Annotated in this window: 18 protein-coding genes; 7 read left to right on the forward strand and 11 right to left on the reverse strand. The window is 64.0% G+C overall.

Annotated elements, in window-relative coordinates:
• Positions 1–60: 60 nt before the first annotated feature.
• Complete coding sequence (locus NK8_RS24550; protein ID WP_213230723.1) at positions 61–978, forward strand: LysR family transcriptional regulator; 918 nt, start codon at positions 61–63, stop codon at positions 976–978.
• A gap of 1 nt (position 979) precedes the next feature.
• On the opposite strand, the gene NK8_RS24555 is transcribed toward NK8_RS24550, so the two are convergent.
• A complete protein-coding gene (locus tag NK8_RS24555) occupies positions 980–1,885 on the reverse strand; it encodes a LysR family transcriptional regulator (protein WP_213230724.1) in 906 nt (301 codons plus the stop codon).
• 97 nt (positions 1,886–1,982) lie between these two features.
• Between NK8_RS24555 and NK8_RS24560 the strand changes: the two genes are divergently transcribed.
• Genes NK8_RS24560 through aroQ form a run of 6 tightly spaced genes read left to right on the forward strand, consistent with a single transcriptional unit; the run spans position 1,983 to position 6,298 of the window.
• Positions 1,983–2,933, forward strand: a complete 951-nt coding sequence (locus NK8_RS24560) for a ketopantoate reductase family protein (protein WP_213230725.1) — start codon at positions 1,983–1,985, stop codon at positions 2,931–2,933.
• Positions 2,930–3,322, forward strand: coding sequence for a VOC family protein (locus NK8_RS24565; RefSeq protein ID WP_213230726.1), 393 nt, complete (start codon positions 2,930–2,932; stop codon positions 3,320–3,322). The genes NK8_RS24560 and NK8_RS24565 overlap by 4 nt, the downstream gene beginning before the upstream one ends.
• A gap of 2 nt (positions 3,323–3,324) precedes the next feature.
• Positions 3,325–3,783 carry a MaoC family dehydratase gene (locus tag NK8_RS24570; protein WP_213230727.1) on the forward strand — a complete coding sequence of 153 codons (459 nt, stop codon included), beginning with the start codon at positions 3,325–3,327 and terminating at the stop codon, positions 3,781–3,783.
• Entirely contained in the window at positions 3,783–4,994 is a 1,212-nt protein-coding gene (locus NK8_RS24575; protein ID WP_213230728.1) for a CaiB/BaiF CoA-transferase family protein, read from the forward strand. Before NK8_RS24570 ends, NK8_RS24575 begins: the two co-directional genes overlap by 1 nt.
• A 7-nt stretch (positions 4,995–5,001) precedes the next feature.
• On the forward strand, positions 5,002–5,835 hold the full coding sequence (gene aroE, locus NK8_RS24580) for a shikimate dehydrogenase (RefSeq protein ID WP_213231551.1): 834 nt from the start codon (positions 5,002–5,004) through the stop codon (positions 5,833–5,835).
• Between the two features lie 19 nt (positions 5,836–5,854).
• Positions 5,855–6,298 (forward strand): type II 3-dehydroquinate dehydratase, encoded by a 444-nt coding sequence (gene aroQ / locus NK8_RS24585; protein ID WP_213230729.1) that lies wholly within the window; start codon positions 5,855–5,857, stop codon positions 6,296–6,298.
• Here aroQ and NK8_RS24590 read toward each other — a convergent pair.
• From NK8_RS24590 to NK8_RS24635, 10 genes are all read right to left on the reverse strand, one after another.
• Positions 6,263–7,300: a Gfo/Idh/MocA family protein gene (locus tag NK8_RS24590; protein WP_213230731.1), complete on the reverse strand. Its 1,038-nt coding sequence runs from the start codon at positions 7,298–7,300 to the stop codon at positions 6,263–6,265. The two genes, aroQ and NK8_RS24590, sit on opposite strands and share 36 nt — an antisense overlap.
• A 19-nt stretch (positions 7,301–7,319) precedes the next feature.
• Complete coding sequence (locus NK8_RS24595) at positions 7,320–8,753, reverse strand: MFS transporter (RefSeq protein WP_213230733.1); 1,434 nt, start codon at positions 8,751–8,753, stop codon at positions 7,320–7,322.
• A 42-nt stretch (positions 8,754–8,795) separates the two neighbouring features.
• Positions 8,796–9,728 carry an electron transfer flavoprotein subunit alpha/FixB family protein gene (locus tag NK8_RS24600; RefSeq protein ID WP_213230735.1) on the reverse strand — a complete coding sequence of 311 codons (933 nt, stop codon included), beginning with the start codon at positions 9,726–9,728 and terminating at the stop codon, positions 8,796–8,798.
• Entirely contained in the window at positions 9,728–10,477 is a 750-nt protein-coding gene (locus NK8_RS24605) for an electron transfer flavoprotein subunit beta/FixA family protein (RefSeq protein ID WP_213230737.1), read from the reverse strand. The genes NK8_RS24600 and NK8_RS24605 overlap by 1 nt, the downstream gene beginning before the upstream one ends.
• 30 nt (positions 10,478–10,507) lie before the next feature.
• On the reverse strand, positions 10,508–11,467 hold the full coding sequence (locus NK8_RS24610; protein WP_213230738.1) for an ABC transporter permease: 960 nt from the start codon (positions 11,465–11,467) through the stop codon (positions 10,508–10,510).
• A gap of 7 nt (positions 11,468–11,474) precedes the next feature.
• Positions 11,475–12,974 carry a sugar ABC transporter ATP-binding protein gene (locus NK8_RS24615; RefSeq protein ID WP_213230739.1) on the reverse strand — a complete coding sequence of 500 codons (1,500 nt, stop codon included), beginning with the start codon at positions 12,972–12,974 and terminating at the stop codon, positions 11,475–11,477.
• A gap of 16 nt (positions 12,975–12,990) precedes the next feature.
• Positions 12,991–14,010 carry an ABC transporter permease gene (locus tag NK8_RS24620; RefSeq protein ID WP_213230740.1) on the reverse strand — a complete coding sequence of 340 codons (1,020 nt, stop codon included), beginning with the start codon at positions 14,008–14,010 and terminating at the stop codon, positions 12,991–12,993.
• Positions 14,007–15,086, reverse strand: coding sequence for a sugar ABC transporter substrate-binding protein (locus NK8_RS24625; RefSeq protein ID WP_213230741.1), 1,080 nt, complete (start codon positions 15,084–15,086; stop codon positions 14,007–14,009). Before NK8_RS24625 ends, NK8_RS24620 begins: the two co-directional genes overlap by 4 nt.
• 81 nt (positions 15,087–15,167) lie before the next feature.
• Positions 15,168–16,841, reverse strand: a complete 1,674-nt coding sequence (locus NK8_RS24630) for a GMC family oxidoreductase (RefSeq protein WP_213230742.1) — start codon at positions 16,839–16,841, stop codon at positions 15,168–15,170.
• Between the two features lie 71 nt (positions 16,842–16,912).
• Positions 16,913–18,421, reverse strand: coding sequence for an aldehyde dehydrogenase family protein (locus NK8_RS24635; RefSeq protein ID WP_213230743.1), 1,509 nt, complete (start codon positions 18,419–18,421; stop codon positions 16,913–16,915).
• Positions 18,422–18,570 lie beyond the last annotated feature (149 nt).

Genomic DNA, 18,570 nt, shown 5'->3' on the forward strand with positions numbered 1-18,570 from the left:
GGTTACTATCGCCGATTCAAACTATTATTATTCGATCCTGCACTCCATAATCACCACATCATGCTCAATGAACCGATGCTCGGCGATCTCCGTTTGTTCTGCGAAGTCGCGCGCCGGTTGAGTTTCGTGGCGGCCGCGCATGAGTTCGGCAATTCGCAAACGCACGTCAGCAAGCGCATCGCCTTGCTGGAAAAGACGCTCGGCGTGAAGCTGCTGCATCGCACGACGCGCCGTGTGTCGCTCACCACCGATGGCGAAACGGTCGTTCGCTGGGCGCGCGCCATCCTGCAGGACGTCGATGCCATGCGCGACGACCTCTCCAGTCTGCGGGTAAATCCCAAGGGGTCGCTGCGCATCAGTTCGAGCCAGCGCCTCGGGCGCAGCCACATCGCGCCGATCGTCTCGCTGATGAAGAAGCGCTATCCCGAACTCGAAATCTGGCTGGAACTGGTCGACCGGCGCGTCAATCTCGTCGACGAAGGTTTCGATCTCGACATCCGCGTGGGCGCGGTGCAGGAACCCGGGCTGATCGCGCATCACATTGCCGTCAGTCCGCGCGTGCTGTGCGCGGCGCCCTCTTACCTCGACGCGCACGGCCGGCCGAAGAGCGTCGATGAACTCGCGCAACACGACTGTCTCGTCTTTCGCGAGCGCGACGAGCCGTTCGGCGTGTGGCGTCTGCTCGGGCCGGGCGGCTGGAGCACGGTGAAAGTCACCGGGCCGCTTGCGTCGAATCACAGCGACGTGGTGCTCCGCTGGGCCCGCGATGGTCACGGCATCGTGATGGTCGGGCAGTCGTACGTGGCGCAGGCGCTCGCGGAAGGCTTGCTCGAGCGCGTGCTGCCCGCGTGGGAGCAGCCAGCGGACGTCTGGGCGATGTCCGCGGCACGCGCGGCGCAGTCGGCCAAGGTGCGCGTCTGCATCGACTTTCTCAAGCAGGAACTCGCGCAGGGCGAGTTCGCGCTGTGGAAGGCGTGACTCAGCGCAAGCTGCTGAACAACTGCGCCACCGTTTCGCGCAACCAGCGATTGCCTGGTTCGTGATGATATCTGGCGTGCCAGTGCTGCCGCACGGCAAAGCCTTCCACGGGAATCGGACACGGATGGATCGACAGGTCATTGACCTTCGCGAGCGTCTGGCCGATATGCCGTGGCAGCGTGGCGATCAGGTCCGTCGTCTGGATGATTGCTCCGAGGCCGAGAAAGCCCGGCAACTCCAGCACGATGTCCCGCTGAACCTGCGCCAGCACGAGCGCCTGCTCCAGCAACTGGGCGCCCGTCCCCGCCGCGATCGCGACATGTCCCTCCGCGCGGTATTGCTTCACGCCGAGCTTCGCGCGCACACGCGGGTGATGCCGGTTCGTCAGACACACCCAGTCCTGCGTGTACAACTGCTGCTGGTAGATGCCGCCGCTCAGCCACGGCACATGGCCGATCGCGAGATCCGCCTCACCGGATTCCAACGCCCGTTCGGTGTTCCCGTCTATTCTCGCGGCCTCCAGACGAACGCCCGGCGCCTGTGCACGGATATGCGCCAGCATGCGCGGCAGCAGCGTGATGTGGCTCGCATCGGTCATGCAGATGCGAAACCGGCGCTTCGCGGTAGCAGGATCGAACGCGATTTCCCACGCAGCAAAGCGTCGCAGCGATTCGAGAATTTCGCGGCAGGGGCCGATCAATGCGTCTGCCTGCGGCGTCGGCGCCATGCCACCCGGCGTGCGGATGAACAAGGGATCCTGCAGGAATTCGCGCAGACGCCCGAGCCAGATGCTGATCGTCGGCTGGCTCTGCCCGAGCCGCTCCGCCACACGCGTGACATTGCGCGTGTCGTACAGAAGGTCGAAAAGCTGCAGCAGCTTCAGGTCGGGTAGTTCGGTCGGGGCCATGGCCATTATTACGATACGCAATGACATCATTGTAGTCATTGCATTGCCATGATGAACGGCGACTTCTATCGTTGCGTCAACACATCGGGAGACGCCAATGAAGATCGCAATTCTGGGAGCCGGCGCGCTGGGCTGCGCGATCGGTTCCACACTGACCGAGGGCGGGCACGAGACCTGGCTCATCGACCGCTCGCCGGCACACGTCGGAGCGATGTGCCGCGACGGCCTGCAAGTCGACGATGCCGATGGTTCCCGGCGCGTCAAAGTCCGCGCTGCGACACGCGCCGTCGAAGTCGGCGCCGTCGATCTGGTGGTCGTGCTGGTCAAGTCCTTTCACACGGATTCGGCGATGCGCGGCGCGCTCGATCTCATCGGCCCCGACACGCTGGTGCTGTCGTTGCAGAACGGCCTCGGCCACGAAGACGTGCTCGCCGACATCGTCGGGCGGGAGCGCGTGCTGGCTGGCAAGACGTATGTCGGAGGCGTACTGCGCGCACCGGGCCACATCCAGCGCGGCGTAAGCGGAAAACTCACCTACATCGGCGAACTCGATGGTCAGCTCACGCGCAGAGTAAAGGCCATCGCCGACGCGTTCAACGCATCGGGTCTCGCAACGCAGGTCAGCGACAACATCCTCGGCACGATGTGGGACAAGCTGCTGATCAATATCGCGACGGGCGCGGTGACCGGCATCACGCGTCTCACGTACGGCCAGCTATATCAGGAGCCTGCCCTGAAGGCGACCGCGCTCGCCGCCGTGGCCGAAGCGATGGCGGCGGCCAAGGCAGCGGGCATCAGGCTGTCGATGACCGATGCGGAACAGGCCTGGAATCTCGCAGCCGAAGGACTCTCGCCCGAGTTCAAGACTTCCATGCTGCAAAGCCTGGAAAAAGGATCGGTCACGGAAATCGACTTCATCAACGGCGCGGTCGTGCGCTGGGGTGAACGGTTCGGCGTGCCGACGCCGGTCAATTCGACCCTGGTCGCATGTATCAAGGGCATCGAGCGTGCGATGACCGACCGGCAACGCGAGGGAGCGACGGCATGAGCGGCTCCAAAGCGTATCTCGAACACGTCGCGATCTGGGTGAAGGACATCCACTGGCACATTCGCTTCTTCGAAGACGTGCTCGGCATGTCCATGCGCGAAGTGGACGGGACTCTCGAAGCGCCGCGCCAGTACTGGACGCTCGGCGGCCTGCAATTCATCCACGATCCGCGCTTCGAAGGTCCCGAAGGCCGGCTCGCGCATCTCGGCGTGATGTGCGAAGACCTCGACGCCGCGCTCGCCGCCGCGCAAGCGTTCGGCGTCACCGAAATGCCGCAGGGACGCAACTGGCTGCGACTGCCGGATGGTCTCGCGGTCGAACTGATTCAGGCGAAACCCGCCGCGTGCGTCGCACGAGCGCTGGCGATCAATCCACGCGCGGAGGCGTGACCATGAACATCATCGAGAAATACTGGGACGACGCCCGCGAAGGCGACGAATGCCTCAGCCCGACCTACACGGTCACAAAAGAACGCATCCTGGCGTACGCGGACCTCACGGGCGACCACACGCCGGTGCACGTCGACGAGGACTATGCGAACGCCAGCCACTTCGGTTCGATCGTCGCGCACGGTCTGTTCGGCTTGTCGATCGCGGACGGACTCAAGACGCAAAGCGAATATCGCTTCCTGCCGGGCATGTCGCTCGGCTGGACGTGGGACTTCCTGCTGCCGATCAAGGTCAACGACGTGCTGCACGTGAAGTTCCGCGTCGGCGCGATGCGCGCGAGCAAGAGCCGTCCGGACTGGGGCATCGTCGTGCTGCCGTCCGAGCTGATCAACCAGGACGGCCAGGTCGTCCAGCGCGGCGAGCATCGACTGATGGTGCCGCGCCGTCCGGGAGCGTTCTGATGCAGGCCCGTCCACTCGAAGGTTTGCGCGTCGTCGACTACAGCCACTTTCTCGCCGGCCCGTATGTCGGACGCTGTCTCGCGGCGCTCGGCGCGGAAGTCATCAAGGTCGAGCGTCCCGGCAACGGCGACGCCGGACGCCAGCACGCCACCGTCCTCGACGACCAGCAAAGCGCCTACTTCCTGCAGCTCAACATGGGCAAGCGCGGCGTGAGCGTCGACATGAAGGATCCGCGCGGCAAGGAATTCATGCAGCGTCTGTGCGACTCGGCGGACGTGTTCATCGAAAACTACCGGCCAGGCGCGCTCGACAAACTCGGCCTCGGCTATGAAGCGCTTTCCGCGCGCAATCCGCGCCTCGTCTATTGCTCGATCTCCGCGTACGGACACACCGGGCCGGATGCGCATCGCGCGGGCTTTGGTCTCATCGCCGAAGCGAAGAGCGGCATCATGCAGATGATCGGCGAGCCCGGTTCGCCGCCGCCGCTGATGCGCATTTCGCTCGGCGACATGTACACCGGCATCCACGCAGTCGCCGCGATCAACGCCGCGCTGCTCGGTCGCGTGACAAGCGGCCGGGGCCAGCACATCGACATGGCGCTCTATGACACGCTCGTGTCGATGCACGAATACGCAGTGCAGTGCTACACGATGCAGGGCATCCTGCCCGAACAGACGGGCCACGACATGCCCACCTCGACGCTCTACGGCGTGTTTCGCGCCGCCGACGCGGATCTCGTCATCGCCGCGCAGGTCGACGACGCGTGGAAGCGCTTCGCCGCGCTCGTCGAAACGCACGGCGGACCGGCGGGCTTCGGCGCCGACGCGCGCTTCCACACCCTCAATGGGCGCAACGCCAATCGCGTGGAAATACTGTCGGTCGTGAAGCCCTGGGTCGCGGCGCAGCCGGTTGCGCAGGTGCTCGAACTGCTCGACAGCGTCGATGTGCCTTGCGCCAAGGTGCAACGCATCGACGAAGTGCTCGCCGATCCGCAGATCGTCGCGCGCGGCATGGTGGTCGAGCAACAGCATCCGCGCTTCGGAACGCTGCGCCTGCCGAACCTGCCGTTCCGCTTCTCCGACTGCGACACGACGATTCGCGACGTCGGGCCGGACCTCGGTCAGCACAACGCAGAAGTGGCGCGATCGCTGGGCTTCGGACCCGCGGAGATCGACGCCATGCAGACCGCAGGCGTGCTGTTTTCAAAGTGAGGCCATGATGACGGACAACTATGCTGTGATCGGCAATCCGATCGGACACACCAAATCTCCTCTCATTCATGGAATCTTTGCGGAGGAGACAAGGCAGGACATGGCTTATACGGCCATCGAAGGACCGCTGGAACCCGAACAGGCGTTTGCTGAAACCGTGCGCGCATTCGCTGCGTCGGGTGGCCGGGGGATGAACGTCACCGCGCCCTTCAAGCTCAAGGCCTTCGCCATGGCCGACGAACGCAGCGAGCGCGCGGCACTCGCGGGCGCCGTCAACGCGATGAAGTTCGAGAACGGACGCATCATCGCCGAGAATTTCGATGGCATCGGGCTCGCGCGCGATATCGAAGTCAATCTCGGCCTGCCGATGGCGGGCAGGCGCGTTCTGATACTCGGCGCAGGCGGCGCGGTGCGGGGTGCGCTGCTGCCGTTCCTCGCCGCTCGTCCGGCTGAGGTGATCCTGGTGAATCGCGACATCGCCAAGGGCCGTGCGCTCGCGGCGCAGGTGAGCGCGCGTGGTCCGATTTCCGCTTGCGGATATGGCGATCTGGAGGCGAAAGGACGTTTCGATCTGGTAGTCAACGCGACATCGGCGAGTCTCACGGGCGATCTGCCGCCCGTGCCTCCGAGCGTCTTCAGCCCTGACGGCGCGGCCTACGAACTTGCCTACGGGAAACGCCTGACACCCTTTCTGCGCCTCGCGCGCAACGCGGGCGTGGGTGGCATCGCGGACGGCGTGGGGATGCTGGTGGAACAGGCGGCGGAAGCCTTCGACTGGTGGCGCGGCGTGCGGCCCGCCACGCGGGCGGTGATCGACCGGCTTACGGTGCCTCTGGATTGAACGTGCAAGGAAGCGGCAAATGAAAAAGATCCTGATGCTTCACGGCATCAATCACAACATGTTCGGCAAGCGCGATCCCGTGCAGTATGGAACGATCACGCTGGCGGAAATCGACGCCCGCTTGCAGTCCCTCGGCGCTGAACTCGGCGTGCAGGTCGAATCGTTTCAGAGCAACAGCGAAGGCGCGATGTGCGAGCGCATTCACCGCGCCTTCGAGGAACGCCGTGACGCCGTGCTGATCAACGCCGGAGCATGGACGCACTACAGCTACGGCATCCGCGATGCGCTGGCGATTCTCACCTGCCCGGTCGTGGAAGTGCATATGTCGAACATCCACGCACGCGAACCATTCAGGCATCACTCCGTGTTCGCGGAAGTGGTCGATGGGCAGATCTGCGGCTTTGGTCTGGAGAGCTATCTGCTGGCTTTAAGGGCGGCGGTCGCTCGGGACACGCACACGTGAAGTATCAGCCACGGGCGCGGTAATGCGTTCGATCAAACGCTGCACGCGCAGCGCGTCATCGCCGGTGACGCCGGGTTCGCGGTCCTCGCGAATTGCATCGCAAAAATTCTTCATCAGGTCGCGATGCGCGGCGTGTGAAAAGTCCATCGGCTTCGCGCCAAATCCGGACGATGAAGGATCGCGAAACTCGTCGGTGCGTCCATCGCGGAAAAACACGCGCAAGTGCCCGCCTTCGAGCGTCGCCGTCCCGTTCTCGCCGGTCAGCTCGATGCGCTCGGGAAAGCCCGGGAACGCAGCCGTCGTCGCCAGCACGTGACCCGCAGCGCCGCTTGCGAAGGTCAGCGCGGCGCTCGCGAAGTCTTCGGCTTCCATCTTGTGCAATGCCGTTGTCGCCGTCGCCGCCACGACGGTTGACACCTCTCCCGCGAGCCACAGGAGAATGTCGAGCGAATGAATCGCCTGCGTCATCAGCACGCCGCCACCATCGCGCGCATAAGTGCCGCGGCCAGGCTCGTCGTAATAGGATTGCGGCCGCCACCAGCGCAGATCGAGGCCGGCGCAGGCGATCGGACCAAGCGCGCCGCTCGCGCTCAGTTCCGCAAGCCGTCGCACGGCGGGACGAAAGCGGTTCTGAAACACTACGCCGAGCTTGACGCCCGCTGTACGGCAGACATCGACGATGCGCGTTGCGCGCGACATCGATATATCGAGCGGCTTCTCGAGCAGCACGTGCTTGCCCACCGCAGCGGCCTGTTCGACCAGTTCGAGATGCGTGTTCGGCGGCGTGAGCACGAGTATGGCGTCGATGGTCGCGTCCCTCAATATCGCATCGAAGGACGCGCCAGCGGGAAACCCATGCGTGCCGGCAAAGTGAGCCGCCCGTTCAGGCGAACGGCCGACGACGGCTGCAACCTCCACCTCGTCACGCAATTCATTTAGCGCAAGCGCGTGAGGCGTCGCCGCCAATCCAGCGCCGACGATTGCGATTCGAATCTTGTGCATCGAGAAGTCCTCGGAAATTTTACGCTTCCGGCGCAACGGTCGAACGCTCCGCCTTGGCCGCTTTCGCGTCGGCCAGCGTCTGCGCGCGTATCCGATGATAATCCCCGTGGCCGACAGGAACGCCACCGCGTTTGCCCAGATCGTTCAGGTGGATGCGATAAGTCTCCCGCGCAGTCAGCGCTGCCATTGCCGCGATGATCGTCGCCGCCAGCGTGATCGCGCCGATGGTGAGCGGAATGTTGGCCGTTCCGCCGGGAGGCGCCACGGCGACGAACAGGGCAGGCATCAGCGCCGCGATGGTGATTCCGGTGTTATGGCCGATCGCTACGCCCGTCACGCGATTGCGCGTGCGGAACAACTCGGGATAGAAACTCGGAAAGACAGCATTGAAGCCTTGATATGCGACGCCCCACATCAGCAGCGCCATGACGATCGCCAGCGGCGCGTGGTGGATGCTGATGGCGTAGAGATACCCGAACGAAAGCAGGCCGGAGCCGAGCGCGCCGACGATCGTCGGGAGCTTGCGGCCGAGCTTGTCCGACAGATTGCCGACATAGGGAATCAGTATCACCGCCAGAAGATTGCCGAGTACCGGAATCCAGAGATAGACGTCCGTATGGAAGCCGATGCCATAAGCGGGCTGCACGGCATATGCCGCACCGAAGATCGTCGCCACCACGGGAATAACGGTCGTCAATGACATGCAGGCGACGCGCAACATATCCGCCCAGCTATCGGTGAACGCCTGGAAGATCGGCGACCGGGCAATCTCGCCCTGCTCGCCCTCTTCGACGAAGGCCGGTGTCTCATCGACATCGCGGCGAATGTAGTAACCCGCGACGATGATGAAAAAGCTCAGGATGAACGGTATGCGCCAGCCCCAGACATTGAACGCATCCTTCGGCAGGTAGTGCGCGAGTGGCAGGAACACCGCCGCCGCCAGAATCTGGCCAGCCTGTACACCCTGCAGGGTGAAGCTCGCGAAAAATCCACGCCGGCCGAACGGAGCGTGCTCCAGAACCATTGAGCTGGCGCCCGCGATTTCGCCGGCCACCGCGAAGCCCTGAATCAGGCGCATCGCGACCAACCCTGCCGGCGCCCACAGGCCCAGTTGCGCATAGGTCGGCAGCAGGCCGACGGCCATGGTCGAGAAGCCCATCATGAACATGCACAGGATCAGCACGAACTTGCGCCCGTGGGTATCGCCGAGGTGGCCCAGCACGAGCGCGCCGATCGGACGCGCGACATAGCCCACGCCATAGGTCGCCAGAGATGCGACGATGGCGATCTTGGGATCGTTCTGCGGAAAGAATATCTGCGGGAAGATCAGCGATGCCGCCGTCGCGTAGATGAAGAAGTCGTAGTACTCCAGCGTCGAGCCAATCCAGCCGCTGGCAGCGGCTTTCTTCGACTGGTGTCTGTGTCTCGGCTCATTATTGTTTCGTGTGGCCATGCATGTCTCCGAAGTGGTGGGTCGTTTCGCGTGATCGACGTGTCAGACGAGCGCCGTCAACGCTGGAATGGCTTCGAAAAGATCCTGAGCCAGCCCGTAATCCGCGACGCTGAAGATCGGCGCTTCGGGATCCTTGTTGATCGCGACGATGACCTTCGAATCCTTCATGCCCGCCAGGTGCTGGATCGCGCCCGAGATGCCGACCGCCACATACAGTTGCGGCGCAACGATCTTGCCGGTTTGACCGACTTGATAATCGTTCGGAACGTAACCCGCATCGACCGCCGCACGCGATGCGCCCAGCGCCGCGTTGAGCTTGTCCGCGAGCGGTTCCAGCGTCTTCGTGTAGTTCTCGCCGCTGCCCAGACCGCGACCACCCGACACGATGATGCGCGCGCTCGTCAGTTCCGGACGATCGAGCTTCGTCACTTCGCGGCTCACGAACTGCGACAGGCCCGCATCGGCGGCGGCTTCGATCTTTTCGACTTGCGCGCTGCCGCCTTCCGCTGCGACGGCGTCGAAACCTGTCGAGCGAACCGTAATCACCTTGATCGGATCGCTCGATTGCACGGTGGCGATCGCGTTGCCGGCATAGATCGGGCGCTCGAAGGTGTCGGCGCTGTCAACGGCGGTGATGTCGCTGATTTGCGCGACATCCAGATGCGCCGCGATGCGCGGAGCGATGTTCTTACCGTAAGCGGTCGCCGGCGCGAGAATGTGCGAGTAATCCTTCGCGATGTTCAGCACCGTCGCATCGATGTTTTCCGCGAGGCCTTCGGCGAGTTGGGGCGCATCGGCGAGCAGCACTTTGCTTACGCCTGCGATCTTCGCTGCCGCATCCGCCGCGCCTTGCGCGTTCGAGCCCGCGACCAGCACGTGCACATCGCCGCCGATCTTCGCCGCCGCTGCCACCGTGTTCAGCGTCGATGCCTTGATCGACGCATTGTCGTGTTCCGCAATAACAAGAGTCGTCATCAGATTACCTTCGCTTCGTTCTTCAGTTTTTCCACCAGCGTCTTCACGTCCGGCACCGTGATGCCCGCGCTGCGCTTCGGCGGCTCGACCACTTTCAGCGTCCTCAGACGCGGCGCGACATCGACGCCCAGATCGGCGGGCTTTACCGTCGTCAAAGGCTTCTTCTTTGCCTTCATGATGTTCGGCAGCGTCACATAGCGCGGCTCGTTCAGGCGCAGGTCCGTCGTCACGACTGCGGGCAGCTTCAGCGACAGCGTTTCCGCGCCGCCGTCGACTTCACGCGACACGGTTGCCTTGCCATCCGCGACCACGACCTTCGATGCGAACGTCGCCTGCGGCAGACCCGCCAGCGCCGCCAGCATCTGCCCGGTCTGATTCGAATCGTCGTCGATGGCCTGCTTGCCGAGGATGATCAACTCAGGCTTTTCCTGATCGACCAGTGCCTTCAACAACTTCGCCACGGCCAAAGGCTGCAACTCTTCCGACGATTCCACCAATACAGCGCGATCCGCGCCAATAGCCAGCGCCGTGCGCAACGTCTCCTGACTTTGCGTCGTACCGCACGATACGGCGATCACTTCCGTCGCAACACCCGCTTCCTTGAGACGCACCGCTTCTTCAACAGCAATCTCATCGAACGGGTTCATCGACATCTTCACGTTGGCGATATCGACACCCGTGTTGTCCGACTTCACTCGGACCTTCACGTTGTAATCCACCACTCTTTTCACCGGCACCAGAATTTTCATGACCCAATCTTCCTTCGACGAAATCGACACTCACTTGATGATCAACACCTTCGAACGATCGAACGCCACCGTGACAGCGACGATCAGAATCAGCCCGAACACGATCTGCTGCGCGAACACGCTGATGCCGACGAAGGTCATCCCCACGCGCGCCACCGATACCAGCAAAGCACCAACCAGCGTTCTGCCGATGCCACCCGCGCCGCCCGTCAGCGCCGTGCCGCCGACGATCACGGCCGCAATCGCCGGCAACAGGAACTGATCGGCAAGCGTGGGCGAACCGCTTCCCAGCCGACCCGCCATCACCACGCCCGCCAGTCCCGCAAAGAACGACGAAGTGCCGAACACGAGGCACTTCGTGACCGACACGCGCACCCCCGACGCGATCGCCGCCGGCTCGCCCGCGCCGATCGCATCGGTACGCCGGCCAAACACCGTCGAGCGATGCAGGAACACGCACAACAGAAACACCGCGACGCCGAGCAGGATTTCATGCGGCACGCCGAACGACGTGCCCGTCGTCCAGCCGAGCGACGCATTGCGCATCTCGTCGCTGATGCCGATGGAGCGCGTGCCAGAGAGCGTCAGCGCCGCCGCCGATGCAATCCCGCCGACCGCGAGCGTCGCGATGAACGAGGGGATGCGCAACACGGTCTGGATCACGCCGCTCAACAGCCCGATGCCGAACGAAGCCGCCAACGCGACGACCGCCGCCAGCGCGCCATAGCGCGGCAGCAACATCGCGACGATCACGCTCGACAGCGACGCCACCGCCTGCAAGGAAAGATCGATGCTGCCGAGCAGAACGACGAAGGTCGTGCCCGCCGCCATGATGAACAGAGTCGAGCTATCGGCGAGCAGGCCGAGTTGCGTCGATGGCGCGAAAAAGCCCGGCTGCGCGATCTCGATCAGGACATAGAGCACGATGAGTGCGAGAAACGGCGCGTTGTCGCGCAACTTCGCCGCGAGGGGTGCGTTCAGTTGTGGCATGTTGACCTCAGACCATGTGTTCGACGATTTCGACCTGCGAAGGCTTGTGGCCGACTTCGCACGGCAGGATCTTTTCGGCGCGGCCATCGCGCATCACCATCACGCGATGACTGAGGCCGAGAATCTCTTCGAGCGTGTCGCCGGTCAGCACCACTGCCACGCCTTCCGCCGTCAGTTCGCGGATCAGCTGATAGACCTCTTCTTTCGCGCCGACATCGAGTCCGCGCGTCGGATGATCGAGCACGAGAATCCGGCTGCCCGCGAAGCGCCATTTCGCCAGCACCACCTTCTGCTGATTGCCGCCCGAGAGATTGCGGCAGGAAGCATCGGCGCCCGGTGTCTTGATGTGCAGGCGTTGAATCCACTCGTTGGCGAACGCGCGCTCGCTCGCCTTCTTCACGATGCCGCCACGGCTGACCGCGCCAAGACGCGGCAAGGTGAGGTTTTGCGCGACGCTCATTTGCGTGACGAGGCCCTCGACCTTGCGTTCGCGCGGCACGTAACCGATGCCCAGCGCAACGGCATGGTTCGCCTGTGGCTTCAGACGCGTTTCGCCGACCAGCACTTCGCCGCGATCGAGCTTTTCGAGTCCGGCGATGACGCGGCACAGTTCCTCGCGCCCCGACCCGACCACACCCGCGACGCCGAAGACTTCGCCACGGTGGACATCGAAGGACACGTCGTCGAGCACATGACCGAGCGACGCGTGACGCACCGACAGCGCCACTTCCTCTCGACACGGCTTCTGGAGGTTTTCGCGGTAGTACTCGCCATGCAGCGAGCGGCCCACCATCAGTTCATGCAGTTTCGCCACCGACGCAGTGCCCGACGCCATCTCCGACACGACCTTGCCATCCTTCATCACATACACGCGATCGCTCAGTGACAGCAGTTCATCCAGCCGATGCGAGACGAACACGAACGAGGCGCGCGATCTCAGCTCACGCACCAGCCCGAAGAGAATCTCGATCTCGCCCGCTTCGAGCACGGAGGTCGGCTCGTCGAGCAGGATGATCGGCGTGCCACCGGTGCGGCTCGCGAGCGACAGCGCACGCGCGAGTTCGACCATCTGCCGCTGACCGAAGGACATGTCTTCGCAGAGCGTCAGCGGATCGATGTCCAGACGCACGGTTGCCAGTTCCTTTCTCGCCGCCTGCCTGAGCTTCTTCCAGTTCATGCGACCGAAGCGCACGAACTCCTCCTCGCGGCCGAGGAACAGGTTCTCGGCAACGGTCAGGTTCGGCAGGATCGACTGCTCCTGATACACCATCGCGATGCCTTTGGCGGTCGCATCGCGCGGATTGCGGATCGCGAGCGGCTTGCCGTTGAGCGTGATATCGCCCGCGTCCTGGCGATACGCGCCCGTCAGCAGCTTCATCAACGTGGACTTGCCCGCACCGTTCTCGCCGATCAGACCGACGATCTCATTGGGCCGCACGTCGATCGATACGTCGTCCAGCGCGAGCACGCCTGGAAAGCGCTTGGTGACATTCCTGAGTGACAGCATGTTCATCTCCTCACGCTTACTTGACGATGCGGCGGCGCGAACGATTCAGCGCGAGCGTCACTGCCGCGATGATCAGCACGCCCTGAATGCCCTGCTGCACGTACGGCGGAACACCGAGCAGCACCATGCCGTTACCGAGCACGATGACGATGAGCGTGCCGATCAGCGTGTTCATCGGGCTGCCGTTGCCGCCCGCGAGCGACGTTCCGCCGACCACGATCGCGGTGATGGCGACGAACAACTGCCCATCGGCGATGCGCGCGTGGCCCTGTCCGTACTGCGCGACGGCGAGGATGCCCGCGACGCCATAGAACGCACCGGCCAGCGCGAACACCGCGATGCGCACACGCGGCACGCGCACGCCGCTCAGGCGCGCGAGGTCCTCGCCGCCGCCGATCGCCAGCGTATGCCGGCCGAGCAGCGTGTGCTTATAGACAAACCACGCGAGTCCCAGCATCAGCACCGCGATCCACACCGACAGAGGCAGGCCGAAATAGCGTGTGATCGAAATCGCGCGCAGCAGCGGATCGCTGACGCGGATCGTGTTCCCGGACAGCCACGCGGTCCCGATGCCCGTCGCCACGAAGCCAATGGACAGCGTGGTGATGAACGAGGGAATCCGCAGGAACACATGCAGCGCGCCATTGGCGAAACCCAGCACCACCCCCGCCACGATCGCCACGGCGAGCACCCATAGCCCGTAGTGGTTGTCGTTGTACGAGTTCTCGACCAGCATCGACACCGCGATCGCCGCCACCGCGACGATGCCTTCCGCCGAAAGATCGATGCTGCCGAGCTGGATCACGAACGCGGCGCCCAGTGCGATCGTCAGCGGAATCGCCGCGCCCACCGCGATGCGCGACAGGTTCATCGGATCGAAGAAGTCGTGGTTCAGCGCGCCGATGCAAAGACCGAGCGCCACCAGCACCAGAACGGGTGCGAATCGCCGCAGCAGAGCCTGCTTCGATACCTTCGGAGTCCCGGTTGTTGTTATGCGTACGGCCTGCCGGGTGGGCGCTACGGTCAGCTTGTTCATCGATACACCACCGGACCCGCCACGCGGGCATAGAGGTTGTTCCAGTCACCGCCGGGTGCGGCGGCGCGCTTGATGACGTCCTGCACGTTCGCCTTTGTCACGAACGTGGCCTTGCAATACGTTTCGCGCCGGTCCTTAGGCAGGGCCGCCACGTCGATCTTCTTGTCCTTCGCCTGCAGGCCCATCGACAGGCCGATGCCGCCGAGCCAGTACGGGTCCCAGTCGACCGATGCGATCAGCTCGCCCGCCTTGATCGCAGCGAGCCCGGGCGGCGTGCCGTCCATGCCCGTCACCGGCATCTGGCCGGCCAGCCCTTCCGCGCGCAATGCCTCGATCGCGCCGAGCGCCATGTCGTCGTTCGCGGCCCATACGCCCTTGATCTTCGCGTTGAAGCGCGTCATCCAGGCCTGCATGATCGGGAACGCCTTCTGCGAGTTCCAGTCGGCGACCTGGAAGTCGAGCAACTGGATGTCGGGAAACTTCTTGAGCGCGGCATCGAGGCCCGCCTTGCGCTCGATCGCGGGGACATTGCTGAAGATGCCGCCGAGCGCGACGACGCCGCCCTTGCCACCCATCGCCTTGAAGAGTTGCGTCGCGGCTTCCTCGCCGTAGGCGACGCCATCGTAGGAAAGATGCGCGACGTAGTCCGGGTTGTAGTCCCACGGATGCAGATCTTTCGGCTTATTCCAGATCGTCGTCACGAACGCGCCCGCCTTCGAGCAGGCCTCGACGATCACGCGCGCATCGGCGGAATCGTTCGGATCGACGTTGAGCACGAGATTGCCGTTGGTGCGCTGCAGGAGTGCGCGAATATCGGCGATGCCTTTCTCGGAACTGCCTTCGGTCGTGAGCGGCACATAAGGCAGGCCCACGCTCGCCGCAAAGCTCTGCGCGCCCTTGTTGAACGCGGCGTGGTACGGATTGGTCAGCGAGCGAAACGAACAGGCAAGCGTCGTCTTGTCCGCGCCGAGCGACAGGCGCGAGAGGCCGCTGCCGGCCATCGCGAACGCCGCCCCGGCGCCGAGCTTCATGAAATCCCGGCGCGAAAAGACCGCGCGTTGAGCTTGATTCGACATGATGTCTCCCACCAATGTAATAAATATACGGATAGTTATTTATTGCCTGAAGAATCCGGTGATGCCGGACCCTTCGGGCGCCTACGCCACGGTCGCGCTGGCGTCGCGCATCGAGCGGCCGGCGTGCGCCGCCAGTTGACCCGTCAGCGGCATCGGCGCCGCGACGAGTCCGCGAATCAGGTCGGAGGCCTTCTCCGCGATCATCAGCGTCGGCGCATTGGTGTTGGAGCTGACGATGCGCGGCATCACCGAAGAATCCGCCACCCGCAACCCTTCGATGCCATGCACGCGCAATTGCGGATCGACCACCGACATCTCGTCGATCCCCATCTTGCAGGTGCCGACCGGGTGATAGCCCGTGCGCCCGTATTGCTTTGCGTATTCCTCGTATTGCGCCTGCGTGCGCACCGTGCCGCCCGGAAAGTGCTCGCTCCTGATGTACTTGCTGAACGCCTTCTGGCTCATGATCTCGCGACTCTGACGAATGCCTTCGACCGCCACCTTGAGATCGTAAGGATCGCGAATATAGGCGGGATCGATGACCGGCGCGTCGGCGGGATCGGCGCTGTTGAGCGTCACGCTGCCGCGGCTTCTCGGGCGCAGGAAGTACGAGTTGAGCGTGCAGCCCGAACCGGAAGGCACCGGCGGCACGCCCGCTTCGACGCCAGCGCCGGGCAGGAAGTGGAACTGCAGATCGGGCGTCGGCACATCGCTGCCGGAGTACCAGAACGCGCCGCCTTCCGCGATGTTCGACGTCACCGGCCCCTTGTTGAACATTTTGTATTCGAGGCCGGCGAGCAGCATCATGTGCTTTTTCGCGTATTTATCGAGACTGTACGGTCCGTTGAGTTCGTACACGATGTCGATGTCGAAGTGATCCTGCAGATTCGCGCCGACGCCATCGAGCGCGTGCAAGGGTTTGATGCCGACGCGCTCGAGATCCGCCGCGCGGCCGATGCCCGAGAGCATCAGCATCTTCGGCGAGCCGATCGCACCGGCCGTCACGATCACCTCGCGCTCGGCGCGCGCCACGATCACATTCGAGCGCGCGTTCTGATCGGCATATTCGACGCCCACCGCGCGCCCGTTCTCGATCACGATGCGCGACACGAGACAGTTCGTCTTCACGGTGAGATTGCTGCGCGAGCGCGCCCGTTGCAAATAACCGACCGCCGCGCTGCAGCGCCGTCCGCCGCGTTGCGTAACCTGATACACGCCGACGCCTTCCTGCTGCGCGCCGTTGAAATCGCTGTTGTACGGCAGGCCCGCTTCCTGACCGGCGAGCACGAAGGCCTTGGTCAGTTCGTTGACGCTGATGAGATCGGATACACCGAGCGGTCCGCCTACCCCGTGATATTCGTTGCACAGGCGCTCGTTGTCTTCCATGCGGCGCAGATAGGGCAGCACGCCGTCGCGAAAGCCCCAGCCGGTGCAGCCTTCGCGTTCCCACGCGTCGTAGTCGGCGGGCTGGCCGCGCGTGTAGACCATCGCGTTGATGGAACCGCCGCCGCCGAGCACGCGGCCCTGCGCGAACGGAATCTGCCGCCGTTGCGTTTCCGCCGCCGCCACCGTGCGATAGCCCCAGGTCAGCGGGCCGCCGGTCATCTTGAAGAAGCCGACCGGCATATGGATGTACGGGTCGGTATCGGCGGGACCGGCTTCGAGCAGCAGCACACGGCTGCTCGCGTCTTCGCTCAGACGGGCCGCGAGCGCACAGCCCGCCGCGCCACCGCCCACGATCACATAGTCATACATTGCTGTCTCCGATTCCTTGTTCGCCACGAGTCGCGCGTGGCCTTTGCGCGTCGCTCTCTCCGGAACGTGCCCTACGCGATCCAGCGCGCCCGCTTGCCGAGTTGGACATGCACGGATTTGATCTCCGTGTATTCCTCGACGCCATAGCGCCCCGTCTCGCGACCGATACCCGATTGCTTGAATCCGCCGATGGGCATTTCCGGACCGCCGGTGATCGTGCAATTGACCCAGATGCGGCCCGCCTGCACGTCGCGCAAACTCCTGAACGCACCTTGCAGATCGCGCGTCCAGATGCTTGCAGCGAGACCGTATGGCACGCCGTTCGCGAGTTCGATGGCTTCCTCGAAGCTGTCGAACGGCGTAACCGACAGAACCGGCCCGAAAATCTCGTCCTGCGCGAGCGAGCTGCCGGGCTGCACGTTGCGAAACACCGTCGGCTGGATGAAGAAGCGCTCACCTTCGCTCCTCGCGTCGCCGCCGCACACGAGTTGCGCGCCGTCGCGCGTGCCCGCATCGATGAAGCCGCGAATCTTGTCGAACTGACGTGCCTCGACGATCGCGCCGACATGATTGGACGCATCGAGCGGATCGCCCGTGCGCACGCGGGCGAGCACCGCGCGGATACGCTCGACGAGATCGGCTTCCACCGACCGGTGCACCACGAGCCGGCTGCCCGACACGCAGCACTGTCCCGCGTTGAACGCGATGCCGAACGCGATGGCGTCGGCGGCGTCGTCGAGGTCGGCGTCGGCGAACACGATCTGCGGATTCTTGCCGCCGAGTTCGAGGCCGACCTTCTTCATGTTGCCGCCCGCTGCCGCGAGCACCGCACGGCCCACTTGCGTCGAACCGGTGAACGAGATCATGTCGACGTCCATGTGTTCGGCGAGCGCCTGACCGACCACCGAACCGAGACCCGTGACCACGTTTAACACGCCATCGGGCAGACCGGCTTCGGCGAGCAGCGCGGCGAGTTTGAGCGTCGTGGTCGAGGTCAGCTCGGCAGGCTTCACGACCACCGTGCATCCCGCGGCAAGCGCGAACGGCAGACGTTCGGAAAGAATGAAGAACGGAAAATTCCATGGCGTGACGATGCCCACGACACCCACCGGCTGCCGCAGTACCAGCCCGAGCATGTCGGGGCCGAGCGTGTCGTGCGAATCGCCATGCACCACGCGCGCGAGCCCCGCTGCGTATTCCCAGATGCCCGCGGCCGCCGTGATTTCGCCACGCGACTGACCGATCGGCTTGCCGCTTTCGAGCGTTTCCAGATACGCCAGCGTCTCCACGTTGTCGCGGATCAGGCGCGCCGCTTTCAGCAGGACCGTCGCGCGCTGTTCGCCGGTAAGCCGCGACCAGCGGCCGTCGTCGAACGCGCGGCGGGCGGCGGCCACCGCTGCATCGAGATCGCCGGACGATGCGCGCAGCGTCGTTGTGACGCCCACGCCGTGGCCCGGACTCTTGCGCGTCACCCATTCGGCGGAAGAACCGGCATAGTCCTTTCCGTCGATGAACATCGACGTGCGCAACGGTTCGTCGGGCAGATGCAGCGAGGCTGCCAGTTCGCTCAAATCACTCATATCCGTCTCCATTCAACATTCTCATGGTGCGTCCGGCATCCACGCCGCCGCGCGTCATCGAAACGCATTCTGCACCATCCGGTTACTTCCTTACAAGCCGATTTTTGGTTTATAGTCGCTAACATCCTGAACGCCTGCCGGCATTCCAA

The organism is Caballeronia sp. NK8 (assembly GCF_018408855.1).
Taxonomy (GTDB): Bacteria; Pseudomonadota; Gammaproteobacteria; order Burkholderiales; family Burkholderiaceae; genus Caballeronia.